9 protein-coding genes are annotated in these 12,765 nt (G+C 59.7%); 8 read left to right on the forward strand and 1 reads right to left on the reverse strand.

Features of this window, described 5'->3' with window-relative positions:
- Positions 1-11: 11 nt before the first annotated feature.
- The 3 genes from rsmB to ACW5W8_RS10265 all read left to right on the forward strand — a co-directional run bounded on the left by rsmB (position 12) and on the right by ACW5W8_RS10265 (position 4,307).
- A complete protein-coding gene (rsmB, locus tag ACW5W8_RS10255) occupies positions 12-1,304 on the forward strand; it encodes a 16S rRNA (cytosine(967)-C(5))-methyltransferase RsmB (protein WP_498627695.1) in 1,293 nt (430 codons plus the stop codon).
- A gap of 87 nt (positions 1,305-1,391) precedes the next feature.
- Entirely contained in the window at positions 1,392-2,768 is a 1,377-nt protein-coding gene (trkA, locus tag ACW5W8_RS10260) for a Trk system potassium transporter TrkA (RefSeq protein WP_005339689.1), read from the forward strand.
- Between the two features lie 96 nt (positions 2,769-2,864).
- A complete protein-coding gene (locus ACW5W8_RS10265) occupies positions 2,865-4,307 on the forward strand; it encodes a TrkH family potassium uptake protein (RefSeq protein WP_498627697.1) in 1,443 nt (480 codons plus the stop codon).
- A 250-nt stretch (positions 4,308-4,557) separates the two neighbouring features.
- Here the strand turns inward: ACW5W8_RS10265 and typA are convergent, their stop codons facing one another.
- Complete coding sequence (gene typA, locus ACW5W8_RS10270; RefSeq protein ID WP_498627699.1) at positions 4,558-6,369, reverse strand: translational GTPase TypA; 1,812 nt, start codon at positions 6,367-6,369, stop codon at positions 4,558-4,560.
- 352 nt (positions 6,370-6,721) lie between these two features.
- On the opposite strand from typA, the gene glnA reads away from it, so the two are divergent.
- From glnA to add, 5 genes are all read left to right on the forward strand, one after another.
- Positions 6,722-8,131: a glutamate--ammonia ligase gene (gene glnA, locus ACW5W8_RS10275; RefSeq protein WP_005339672.1), complete on the forward strand. Its 1,410-nt coding sequence runs from the start codon at positions 6,722-6,724 to the stop codon at positions 8,129-8,131.
- Positions 8,132-8,246: 115 nt separating this feature from the next.
- Positions 8,247-8,825, forward strand: a complete 579-nt coding sequence (locus ACW5W8_RS10280; RefSeq protein ID WP_498627701.1) for a DUF4124 domain-containing protein — start codon at positions 8,247-8,249, stop codon at positions 8,823-8,825.
- Positions 8,826-8,911: 86 nt separating this feature from the next.
- Positions 8,912-9,967 carry a nitrogen regulation protein NR(II) gene (glnL, locus tag ACW5W8_RS10285; protein WP_498627703.1) on the forward strand — a complete coding sequence of 352 codons (1,056 nt, stop codon included), beginning with the start codon at positions 8,912-8,914 and terminating at the stop codon, positions 9,965-9,967.
- 9 nt (positions 9,968-9,976) lie between these two features.
- Entirely contained in the window at positions 9,977-11,395 is a 1,419-nt protein-coding gene (gene glnG, locus ACW5W8_RS10290; RefSeq protein WP_498627705.1) for a nitrogen regulation protein NR(I), read from the forward strand.
- 141 nt (positions 11,396-11,536) lie between these two features.
- Positions 11,537-12,538, forward strand: coding sequence for an adenosine deaminase (add, locus tag ACW5W8_RS10295; RefSeq protein ID WP_498627707.1), 1,002 nt, complete (start codon positions 11,537-11,539; stop codon positions 12,536-12,538).
- The last annotated feature ends 227 nt before the right edge of the window (positions 12,539-12,765 follow it).

The raw sequence follows: 12,765 nt of genomic DNA on the forward strand, positions 1-12,765 counted from the left end.
AAGGTAACTCTATGAAAACACGTGCACAGGCCGCTCTCGTTATTCAACAGGTGCTGGATCAGGGTCAATCCCTCTCCGCTGTTCTGCCTGCTGCCCAGGAGAAGGTTGCGCCTCGCGATCGCGCTCTCCTGCAAGAACTCTGCTACGGCACCCTGCGCTGGCTGCCCCGCCTCGATGCGGCAGTCAACGAGATGATGGACAAGCCGCTCAAGAACAAGAGCCGCATTTTCCACTACCTCATTCTGGTCGGTCTCTATCAGCTCATCTACACCCGCATTCCGGCTCACGCCGCGGTGGCCGAGACCGTCAACGCCGTCAAACTGCTCAAGGGCACCTCCCTGCGTGGCCTCATCAACGGCGTGCTGCGTAACTTCCAGCGCAGCGCCGAAGTCATTCTGCTGCGTATCGACCGTGTTCCCAACATTCGCCTCGGTCATCCGGAGTGGCTCACCAAGCGCCTGCGTCAGGCCTATCACGATGAGTGGGAATTCATCATGGAGGCGAACAACCAGCGTCCCCCCATGTGGATCCGCAACAACAGCCAGCGCCAGAGCCGCGATGCCATGCTGGCTCGCATGGCCGAAGCCGGCATCAATGCCGTGGCCGGTGAAGAGGGCGAGGATTGCATCCTGCTGGAGCGTCCTTGCGATGTGACCAAGCTACCCGGCTTCGAGGTCGGTGACTGCTCGGTACAGGATGGTGCAGCACAACAAGCTGCGGCACTGCTCGACCCGCAACCGGGCGAGTGGGTGCTGGATGCCTGCGCGGCCCCCGGCGGCAAGACCGCCCACCTGCTGGAGCGTCAGCCCAAGCTGGCTGGCGTGGTGGCCGTCGATGCCGACGAAAACCGCCTCAAGCGGGTGCAGGAGAACCTGGACCGCATCGGCCTGACCGCCAAGGTGATCCATGGCGATGCCGCGGCACCGGAACAGTGGTGGCCGGAGGGTCAGTTCGACCGCATCCTGCTGGATGCCCCCTGCTCCGCCACCGGCGTCATCCGTCGCCACCCAGACATCAAGTGGCTGCGCCGTGATCAGGACATTCGCGAGCTGGCCGAGCTGCAGCGCCGCATTCTCAATGCCCTCTGGGGCAAGCTGAAAAGCGGCGGCACCCTGCTCTACGCCACCTGCTCCGTCCTGCCGGAAGAGAACCGCGACCAGATCCGCGCCTTCCTTGCCGCGACCAAAGATGCCAAATTGGTACCGCTGCACGAACAGGACACTCCGGACTGCCCGGGTCGCCAGTTCCTGCCGGGTGAAGCCGAGATGGATGGCTTCTACTACGCCAAACTGGTCAAGCTCTGAGCCTGGCATGACAAACCTCATTCGGGAGAGCTGCCAGATCCATTCTGGCGCTCACCTTTACAGCATCAACGTGAGTAGACGTTCCCTATGAAGATCATCATTTTGGGAGCCGGCCAGGTCGGCGGCACCCTGGCCGAGAACCTGGCCGGGGAGAACAACGACATCACCATCGTCGATACCGACAGTGAGCGCCTGCGCGAACTGCAGGACAAGTTTGACCTGCGGGTGGTCAACGGGCACGGCGCTCACCCCAAGGTGCTGCGCGAAGCGGGGGCTCAGGATGCCGACATGCTGGTCGCCGTCACCAACAGTGACGAGACCAACATGATCGCCTGTCAGGTGGCCTACTCCCTGTTCAACACCCCGAACAAGGTGGCGCGGATCCGCTCGCCAGCCTATCTGACTGAACGGGATCGGCTGTTCCTGCCCGAATCGGTGCCGGTGGATCACCTGATCGCACCGGAGCAGCTGGTGACCGACTATGTGCGTCGCCTGATCGAATATCCGGGTGCTCTGCAAGTGGTTGATTTTGCAGGTGGCCGCGTCGGTCTAGTAGCCGTCAAGGCCTACTACGGTGGCCCGCTGGTGGGCAACGCCCTCTCCACCCTGCGCGAGCACATGCCCAACATCGAAACTCGAGTAGCGGCCATCTTCCGTCAGGGCCGCCCGATCCGCCCGCAAGGCACCACCATCATCGAAGCGGATGACGAGGTCTTCTTCGTGGCGGCGGCGGGCCATATCCGTGCCGTGATGTCGGAGCTGCAGCGTCTAGAGAGCCCCTACCGCCGCATCATGATCGTCGGTGGCGGCAACATCGGTGCCGGCCTCGCCCGCCAGCTGGAGAAGCGTTACAGCGTCAAGCTTATCGAGCGCAACCAAAAGCGGGCGGAGCAGCTCTCCGAACTGCTGGAGAACACCATTGTCTTCTGCGGCGATGCGGCGGATCAGGAACTGCTGGCCGAGGAGCATATCGATCAGATCGACGTCTTCATCGCCGTAACCAACGAGGATGAGGCCAACATCATGTCGGCCCTGCTCGCCAAGAAGATGGGGGCCAAGAAGACCATGGTGCTGATCCAGCGCGGCGCCTACGTGGATCTGGTGCAGGGTGGTTCCATCGATATCGCCATCTCGCCGCAGCAGGCAACCATCTCGGCCCTGCTTACCCACGTGCGCCGGGCCGATATTGCCAACGTCTACAGCCTGCGCCGTGGTGCCGCCGAAGCGATCGAGGCGATCGCCCACGGCGATGAGAACACCTCCAAGGTGGTCGGCAAGACGGTGGGCGAGCTCAAGCTGCCGCCGGGCACCACTATCGGTGCCGTAGTACGCGGGGATGAAGTACTGATCGCCCACGATCGCACCAAGATCCAGCAGGATGACCACGTAGTCATGTTTCTGGTGGACAAGAAGTATATCCCGGAAGTGGAGCGGCTGTTCCAGCCAAGCCCCTTCTTCCTGTAACGTCTTCATGCGCACAGGCTGTCAAACCAGACCCGGCTCAGCTCCCCCAAGGGGATGGTCCGGGTCTTTTGTTAATCAACGACCAGGTTATCGAACATGATCAAGCTGCGTCCCATCATCTTTACTCTCGGGCTGGTGCTCTCCAAGCTGGCGCTCTTCATGTGGCTGCCGACCCTGCTGGCGCTGCTGACCGGCTCCGAGGGGTTCGTCGAGTTTCTCAAATCGGTGCTCATCACCCACGGCGCCGCCCTGCTCTGCCTCCATTACGGGCGCAAGGCGGAGTTCCATCTGGGGGTGCGGGAGATGTTCCTGCTCACCACCTCGGTCTGGGTGGTGGCCTGTATCTTCGGGGCACTGCCCTTTGTCTTCATCACCCACATCAACTTTACCGATGCCTACTTCGAAACCATGTCGGGGGTAACCACCACGGGCTCCACCGTGCTCTCCGGCCTCGACAACATGGCCCACAGCATCCTGCTGTGGCGATCCATCCTGCAGTGGCTGGGCGGGGTCGGCTTTATCGTGATGGCGGTAGCCGTGCTGCCCTACCTCAACGTCGGCGGCATGAAGCTGTTCCAGACCGAGAGCTCGGACTGGTCGGACAAAAGCGCCCCGCGTGCCAAGACAGTCGCCAACAACATTGTCGTGGTCTATCTGGTGCTCTCCATGCTCTGCTTCATGGCCTACTGGGCCAGCGGCATGAACATGTTCGAAGCGATCAACCACGCCATGACCACCCTCAGTACCGGCGGCTACTCCACCTCCGATCAATCCATGTCCCACTTCTCCAACTCGGCCCACTGGATTGGCACCCTGTTCATGTTCCTTGGTGGCCTGCCCTTCCTGCTTTACGTGCAGAGCCTCAACCACAGGGACAACAGCCTGTTCAAGGACGCCCAGGTGCGCGGTTTCTTCTGGCTGGTGGTGTGGGTCACCGCCATCATGACCTTCTACCTGTGGCAGCGGGATCTGTTCAGTTTTATGGATGCCCTGCGCATCAGCTGCTTCAACATCGTCTCGGTACTCACCACCACGGGCTTTGGCCTCGGTGACTTTGGCACCTGGGGGCCGCTGGCCAGCATCGTCTTCATCGTGCTGCTGGCGCTGGGTGCCTGCTCAGGCTCCACTGCGGGTGGTCTGAAGATCTTCCGGGTACAGGTGGCCTTCGCTCTGTTCAGAAAGCAGATGCGCCAGCTGATGCACCCTTCTGCCGTCTTCCCCCAGAAGTACAACGGCCGGACGGTCAATGACGCCATCATCCGCTCGATGATCTCCTTCGTGCTGGCCTACTTCGCCATCATTCTGGTGATAGCCGCACTGCTGGGCGCCATCGGGCTTGACCCCCTGACGGCCATATCCAGCTCCATCACCGCTGTCGCCAACGTCGGCCCGGGTATGGGCCCTGTGGTCGGCCCCAGCACCAACTTTGCCAGCCTGCCGGAATCGGCCAAATGGCTGTTGTCATTCGGCATGCTGCTGGGACGACTGGAGATCCTGACGGTCGCCGTGCTCTTCTTCCCCTCCTTCTGGCGCCAGTAACCCCTCACTGCAAGCCAGCAAAAAGCCGCAGCGGTCACCCGCTGCGGCTTTTTTATCTCACCCATCCCCACGACCTTCGCTCAACGCTCATCAGCCCACTCATCATCCATTGCTGATGACCTGAACGAGCTCATCAGGATGGCCAGAGCGGATCACAAGCATAAAAAAACGGACCCAAACCAGAGGTTTGGGTCCGTTTATCAGTGAACCGTCAGCGGCCGCAAGGGCTGCCGAGACTCAGCACATAACATTAACCACGGCCAGAGCGCTTGCGATCCAGCTCGGTCAGCAATTTCTTGCGGATACGGATGTTCTTCGGAGTCACTTCTACCAGTTCGTCGTTATCGATGAACTCGAGAGCCTGTTCCAGAGTCATGCGGATCGGCGGAGTCAGCACTTGAGCTTCGTCAGTACCGGAGGCACGCATGTTGGTCAGCTGTTTGCCTTTCAGGCAGTTAACAGTCAGGTCGTTGGAACGGGAGTGAATACCGATCACCTGGCCTTCGTACACTTCGGTCGCGTGACCGATGAACAGACGACCACGGTCTTGCAGACCGAACAGGGCGTAAGTCAGGGCCTTACCGGTAGCGTTGGAGATCAGAACGCCGTTCTGACGCTCACCGATGCTGCCACCCTTGTGCGGACCGTAGTGGTCGAAGGTGTGGTACAGCAGACCGGTACCTGAGGTCATGGTCATGAACTCGGTCTGGAAGCCGATCAGGCCACGACTCGGGATCATGAAGTCCAGACGGACACGACCCTTGCCATCCGGGGTCATGTTGGTCATTTCGCCTTTACGCAGACCCAGTTGCTCCATCACGGAACCCTGGTGCGCTTCTTCAACGTCCACAGTTACGGTTTCGAACGGTTCTTGCAGAACGCCATCAACGGTACGCAGGATTACTTCCGGACGGGACACCGCCAGTTCGTAACCTTCGCGACGCATGTTTTCGATCAGGATGGAGAGGTGCAGCTCACCACGACCGGATACACGGAACTTGTCCGGATCATCGGTCTCTTCCACGCGCAGGGCCACGTTGTGGACCAGCTCCTGGTTCAGACGCTCCAGAATGTTACGGGAGGTCACGAACTTGCCCTCTTTACCGGCGAACGGTGAGGTGTTGACCTGGAAGGTCATGTTCACGGTCGGCTCGTCAACGGAGAGCGGCGGCAGGGCTTCAACAGCACCGTTGTCGCAGATGGTGTCGGAGATTTTCAGCTCGCCCAGACCGGTGATAGCGATGATGTCACCCGCTTGCGCGTCGGTAACTTCAGTACGGGACAGACCCAGGTAACCCAGCACCTGACCGACTTTCCCGTTACGGGTCTTGCCGTCAGCACCAACGATGGTGACTTGCTGGTTGGTCTTGACGCGACCACGGGTGATACGGCCGATACCGATAACGCCCACGTAGGAGTTGTAGTCCAGCTGGGAGATCTGCATCTGGAAACCACCTTCGGCATCCGCAGCAGGGGCTTCTACGTTGTCAACGATAGCCTGGAACAGCGGCTCCATGTTCTCGGACTCAACGTCCTGATCCATGGTGGCCCAACCGTTCAGTGCAGAGGCGTAAACAACTTTGAAATCCAGCTGTTCATCGGTCGCGCCCAGGTTGTCGAACAGGTCGAATACCTGGTCCATTACCCAATCAGGACGAGCACCCGGACGGTCAACCTTGTTGATGACCACGATCGGCTTCAGACCCTGAGCGAACGCTTTCTGGGTCACGAAGCGGGTTTGCGGCATCGGGCCGTCAACGGCGTCAACCAGCAGAAGCACGGAGTCAACCATGGACAGTACGCGCTCTACTTCACCACCGAAGTCGGCGTGACCCGGGGTATCAACGATGTTGATGCGGTAGTCGTTCCAGCGGATCGCAGTGTTCTTGGCGAGAATGGTGATGCCACGTTCCCGTTCCAGATCATTGGAGTCCATGATCCGTTCCTGACCTTCGCTGGTGCGATCCAGAGTACCGGATTGCTGCAGCAGCTTATCAACCAGAGTCGTTTTGCCGTGGTCAACGTGCGCAATAATCGCAATATTGCGTAAATTCTCTAACATTCTCGCCTCAAATCACCGGGTAAAATTGGGCGCTAATTGTACTCTTGCCTTTGTGATCTGCCTAGCAGAATTGCAGTACATTCGCGCATAACAACAGATCTGGATCATAGACCTCCCCGACAAACCCTGCTTAGATGGGCGGTGACCGTATTTCGCGCACCATTACAGTGCACCAAAACGATCCACAGTCGCACTAACTTGATGCAATGCGAGTCGAGATCGCTTGATTTTGAGGAGCCTCTTCACCGGGACTGCCCTGAAATCAAGCTGTCACAAACTTGGCACGATACTGGCTTATGTGAATACGACGACGCATTCACCCAGAGAGATTTAACACCGGAGGTTACTTAGCATGTCAGCCCAGAACGTTTTGGCCCTGATCCAGGAACACGAAGTCAAGTTTGTTGATCTGCGCTTTACCGACACCAAGGGTAAAGAGCAGCATGTATCCATCCCTGCTCACCAGGTTGATGAAGATTTCTTCGAAGACGGCAAGATGTTCGATGGTTCCTCCATCGGCGGCTGGAAGGGCATCAACGAATCCGACATGGTACTGATGCCGGACGCAGCCTCCGCCAAGCTGGACCCGTTCACCGAAGAGACCACCCTGAACATCGTTTGTGACGTACTGGAGCCTGCCACCATGCAGGGCTACGACCGCGATCCGCGCTCCATCGCCAAGCGTGCAGAAGATTTCCTGAAGTCCAGCGGCATCGCTGACACCGTGCTGTTCGGGCCGGAGCCGGAATTCTTCATGTTCGACAACATCACCTTCTCCAACACCATGGGCCACAGCTTCGTGAAAATCGAATCTGAAGAAGCCGCATGGAACTCCGGCACTGCCTATGAGCATGGCAACAAGGGTCACCGTCCGTTCGTGAAAGGCGGTTACTTCCCGGTTGCACCGGTCGACTCCTCCCAGGATATCCGCGCCGCCATGTGTCTGGTGCTGGAAGAGATGGGCCAGGTCGTTGAAGCTCACCACCACGAAGTAGCCACTGCCGGTCAGAACGAGATCGCTACCCGCTTCAACACTCTTACGCTGAAAGCTGACGAAGTACAGGTGCTGAAGTACGTGATCCACAACGTGGCCCACGCCTACAACAAGACTGTTACCTTCATGCCGAAACCCATGTTCGGTGACAACGGCTCCGGCATGCACTGCCACCAGTCTCTGGCCAAGAACGGCGTCAACCTGTTCGCCGGCGACCTATACGGCGGCCTGTCCGAGATGGCTCTGCACTACATCGGCGGTATCATCAAGCACGCCAAGGCCATCAACGCCTTCGCCAACCCGACCACCAACTCCTACAAGCGTCTGGTGCCGGGTTATGAAGCACCGGTCATGCTGGCTTACTCTGCCCGCAACCGCTCTGCCTCCATCCGTATCCCGGTGGTACCGAGCCCGAAAGCCCGTCGTATCGAAGTGCGCTTCCCGGACCCAGCTGCCAACCCGTACCTGGCCTTCGCAGCCCAGCTGATGGCCGGTCTGGACGGTATCATCAACAAGATCCATCCGGGCGATGCCATGGACAAGAACTTGTATGACCTGCCGCCGGAAGAAGCCGCTGAAGTACCGACCGTTGCCGGTTCTCTGGACGAAGCCTTGGCCGCTCTGGATGCTGACCGCGAGTTCCTGACCCGTGGCGGCGTGTTCAGCGATGACTTCATCAACTCCTATCTGGAACTGAAACAGCAGGATGTTGACCGTGTGCGCATGACCCCGCACCCGCTGGAGTTCGAACTGTACTACTCCGTCTAAGTCTCAGCAGACTGGCCGTTTAAATCTGGTCAGCTTGCTTAATCGTGATAAAACCCGCCATCTGGCGGGTTTTTTCTCTGATAGGATTAAGCAAAATACCGTCAAGGAGAGATGGATGAACAACAAGCATGGCATAGGGGTACTCAGCCTCCTGTTGCTGACCTCGTTCGGTGCGGACGCGGCCAAGGTCTACTCCTGGGTCGATGGCAATGGCATCACCCACTACTCGGATGCGCCACCACCCGGCAAAAACGCCAAAGAGGTCGATCTGCGGGTCGCCCCGCTGCTGGGCAGCAGCGCGCCCAGATCGGTGCAGGTGGATAACTTCAACAGCCTGACTGGCGCCGATGCCAAGAAAGAGCAAGAGGCGGCCAAGCTGACCATCGAACTGCTCTCCCCGGAACAGGGCAGCACCCTGCGCGACAACACAGGCAACATCGTCTTTCAGGGCTCTATCAGCCCCAAACCACCGACCCAGTATGATGTGCGCCTGACCCTAGATGGCAAAGTCGCCCCCATCGTCAGCAACAGCCTCTCTATCCGCGTCGAAAACGTCGATCGCGGCGCCCACGAGGCTCAGCTCGAACTGCTCGCCAAAGACGGTACGATCCTTGCTAAATCCAGTGCAGTCACCTTTTACCTGCATAGAGCGAGCGTGACGCCGGCTCCCAAACCCACCCCCAAAGCCGACTAGGGGTGATATAGCGCACCGATGCGGGTAAACTCTATGCACCATATCGGTGCATAACAGGTGTGTAGCACCGTTTTAGGGAGAAACCTGTGCCAACCCGCTCGGACAACGCTAAAACACTCTTGGATAATTTGCTGACCGCCGTGATCCTGATGGATGAGCGGCTCTGCATCCAGTTCGTCAACCCGGCGGCTGAACAGCTGCTCTCCCTCAGTGAACGCCAGCTGATCGGCATCGAACTGCCCCATCTGCTGGAACATATCTCCCTCGATTTGCAGCGGCTCAAACAGTGCCTCGTTTCAGGGCAAGGCTTTACCGATAGCGAAGTGACTCTGGTGGTAGAGGGAGAACCGCGACTGGTGGAGCTGAGCGCTACCCCGATGGCCGACCACGAACAGCGTCTACTGGTCGTGGAGCTGCGCAAGATCGACCAGCAGAAGAAGATCAGTCAGGAGCAGCAACAGCATGCTCAGCAGCTGGCGGCCAAGGAGCTGGTGCGCGGCCTAGCCCACGAAATCAAAAATCCCCTCGGCGGCCTGCGCGGCGCGGCCCAGCTGCTGCAAAAGGAGCTGCCGGATCCGGCCCTGCGCGAATATACCGGCATCATCATCGAACAGGCTGACCGGCTGCGGGTACTTGTCGATCGCCTGCTCGGCCCCCAGCGCCCCGGCCGTCACCAGATGCACAATGTCCATTCAGTGCTGGAGCAGGTACGCCGACTGGTGGAGCTCGAACTCCCTCCCTCTGTTCGCATCGAGCGGGATTACGACCCCAGCATCCCCGAATTCGAGATGGAGCCGGATCAGCTGCAGCAGGCGTTTCTCAACATAGTGCGCAACGCGGCCGAAGCCCTGGGCAACCAGACCGGCCTTATCCGCATCAAGACCCGCACCGCGTTCCAGATCACCATCCACGGCCAGCGCTACCGGTTGGCGGCGGAGATCAAGATCATCGACAACGGCCCCGGTATCCCGGACGCCATCCGCGACACCCTGTTCTACCCGATGATCACCGGCAAGGAGGGGGGAACCGGGCTCGGCCTCTCTATCGCCCAGAACCTGATCGACCAGCACAAGGGGCGGATTGACTGCATCAGCTGGCCGGGTCACACCGAATTCACCATTTTTCTACCGCTTCGCAAGTAAGGGAACCCCATGACCGCCAAAGTGTGGATCGTCGATGACGACAGTTCTATCCGCTGGGTGCTGGAGCGCACTCTCGGCAGCGAAGGCTTCAACTGCGAGAGCTTTGCCGATGGCGAGGCCCTGCTGCACGCCCTTGAGCTGCGCTCGCCCGATGTGATCCTCTCAGATATCCGGATGCCCGGAATCGACGGCCTGAGCCTGCTGGAGCAGATCCACCGCCGTCAGGCCGATCTGCCCATCATCATCATGACCGCCCATTCGGATCTCGACAGCGCGGTCAACGCCTACCAGCGCGGCGCCTTCGAGTACCTGCCCAAGCCGTTCGACATCGACGAGGCGGTGACCCTGGTGCGCCGCGCCGAGAATTACCTCAAGGAGCAGCGCACCAAGCGCAAGTCTCGTCAGCAAGAGGCCACCGCCACCCCGGAGATCATCGGTGAAGCACCAGCGATGCAGGAGGTGTTCCGCGCCATCGGCCGCCTGTCGCGCTCCAGCATCTCGGTGCTGATTAACGGCCAGAGCGGTACCGGCAAGGAGCTGGTCGCCCATGCGCTGCACAAACACAGCCCGCGCGCCCACAAGAACTTCATCGCCCTCAACATGGCGGCCATCCCCAAAGATCTCATCGAATCTGAGCTGTTCGGTCACGAGAAGGGGGCCTTCACCGGCGCCAACAATATCCGCCACGGCCGCTTCGAGCAGGCAGATGGCGGCACCCTGTTTCTCGACGAGATCGGCGACATGCCGCTGGATGTACAGACCCGGCTGCTGCGGGTACTGGCCGATGGTCAGTTCTACCGGGTCGGCGGCCATCAGCCAGTGCAGGTGGATGTACGGATCATTGCCGCCACCCACCAGAATCTGGAGAAACGGGTCGCCGATGGCGAGTTTCGCGAGGATCTGTTCCACCGCCTCAACGTCATCCGCATCCATATTCCCGCCCTCAAGGAGCGCCGTGAGGATATCCCCCAGCTGGCCCGCCACTTCCTGCTGCGCGCCGCCAAGGAGCTGAACGTCGAGGCCAAGAGCCTGCACCCGGATACCCAGGCCTATATCAGCCGCCTGCCCTGGCCGGGTAACGTGCGCCAGCTGGAGAACGTCTGCCGCTGGCTCACCGTGATGGCCTCCGGGCAGGAGGTGCTGGTGAGCGATCTTCCCCCCGAGCTGCTTACTCCCATCACCCACAACGCCGAACCCGGTCAACCGGCGATGCCCGGTTGCTGGCAGCAGCAATTGCAGGAGTGGGTGGCCAGCAAGTTGGCGCTGGGCGAGACAGACATCCTGGCCGATGCCCTGCCCCAATTCGAGCGGATCATGCTGGAGACTGCGCTGGAGCACACCCATGGCCACAAACAGGAAGCGGCGCGCCTGCTTGGCTGGGGTCGTAACACCCTGACCCGCAAGCTGAAGGAACTCGATCTCTCCTGAGTCCCAGGGAAAAACGATTCCCATCACGCCTTGATAAATCACCGACCAATAAGACCCCGTTTGCCAGCAAACGGGGTATCTTTTTTGAAAGCCCCGCCTAGAATGGCAGGCTTTCAAACCCGACTCGAAGAAGGCGCCATCATGATTGACAGATCTCTCCCCCTGACCGACCTGCACCGCCATCTGGACGGCAACATCCGTCCGCAAACCATCCTCGAGCTGGGTCGTCAACACAATATTCAGCTGCCCGCCTTCGAACTGGAAGCGCTGCGCCCCCATGTGCAGATCGTCGAGAACGAGCCGAGTCTGGTCGCCTTCCTGAAGAAGCTGGACTGGGGGGTTGCCGTGCTGGCCGACTATGACGCCTGCCGCCGGGTTGCCTACGAGAACGTGGAAGATCTGCTGCGCGCCGGTATCGACTATGCAGAGCTGCGCTTCAGTCCGGCCTATATGGCGATGGCCCACAAGCTGCACCCGCAGGGCGTGGTGGAAGCCATCATCGACGGCGTGGCTGCGGGCAGCCGTGACTTCGGCATCAAGGCCAACCTGATCGGCATCATGAGCCGCACCTTCGGTACCGAACAATGCAATCAGGAGCTGGCCGCCTGCTTGGCCCACCGTGACAAGCTGGTCGCCATCGATCTGGCCGGTGACGAACTGGGCTTCCCGGGCGAACTCTTTGTCGACCACTTCCGCAAGGTGCGCGATGCAGGCATGCGCGTCACCGTACACGCCGGTGAAGCCGCTGGCCCCGAAAGCATGTGGCAGGCCATTCGCGAGCTGGGTGCCGAACGTATTGGCCACGGTGTCAAAGCGATTCAGGATCCGGCCCTGATGGCCTATCTGGCCGAGCACCGCATCGGCATCGAATCCTGCCTCACCTCCAACGTCCAGACCACCACGGTGGCGAGCCTGACCGAACACCCGATCCGCCAGTTCCTGGCTGCCGGTGTGCTGGCCTGCCTCAACACCGACGATCCGGCAGTGGAAGGGATCGACCTGCCCCACGAATATGAGGTGGCCGCCCCGGCCGCGGGTATGACCGCCAGCGAGATCCGCACCGCCCAGCAGAACGGCCTGACCCAGGCCTTCCTGAGCGATAGCGAGAAAGCCGAGCTGAGCGCCCGCGCCGCCAGCCGCTGATTAACACCGGCAGTGCAAATAAAAACGGCCCACTTCGGTGGGCCGTTTTTATTTTCCTGTTACATGGTCAGACATAAAACCAAAAGCCTCACATGACGAATTCGTCAATAAAAACCATTATAAACAATGAGTTGAGCAACACTCCAAACACCCTCATTCTAATTGCGTAACCATGAGGTTATTTCTTACAAAGAGGGTTTTTGATGGATATTACACCAGATATTGTT

It is taken from the genome of Aeromonas aquatilis (genome assembly GCF_054052405.1).

Coding starts and splice junctions, on each gene's coding strand:
- glnG (WP_498627705.1), top strand. CDS start 9,977: ATGACCGCCAAAGTGTGGATCGTCGATGACGACAGTTCTATCCGCTGG.
- glnA (WP_005339672.1), top strand. CDS start 6,722: ATGTCAGCCCAGAACGTTTTGGCCCTGATCCAGGAACACGAAGTCAAG.
- rsmB (WP_498627695.1), top strand. CDS start 12: ATGAAAACACGTGCACAGGCCGCTCTCGTTATTCAACAGGTGCTGGAT.
- ACW5W8_RS10265 (WP_498627697.1), top strand. CDS start 2,865: ATGATCAAGCTGCGTCCCATCATCTTTACTCTCGGGCTGGTGCTCTCC.
- ACW5W8_RS10280 (WP_498627701.1), top strand. CDS start 8,247: ATGAACAACAAGCATGGCATAGGGGTACTCAGCCTCCTGTTGCTGACC.
- typA (WP_498627699.1), bottom strand. CDS start 6,369: ATGTTAGAGAATTTACGCAATATTGCGATTATTGCGCACGTTGACCAC.
- add (WP_498627707.1), top strand. CDS start 11,537: ATGATTGACAGATCTCTCCCCCTGACCGACCTGCACCGCCATCTGGAC.
- trkA (WP_005339689.1), top strand. CDS start 1,392: ATGAAGATCATCATTTTGGGAGCCGGCCAGGTCGGCGGCACCCTGGCC.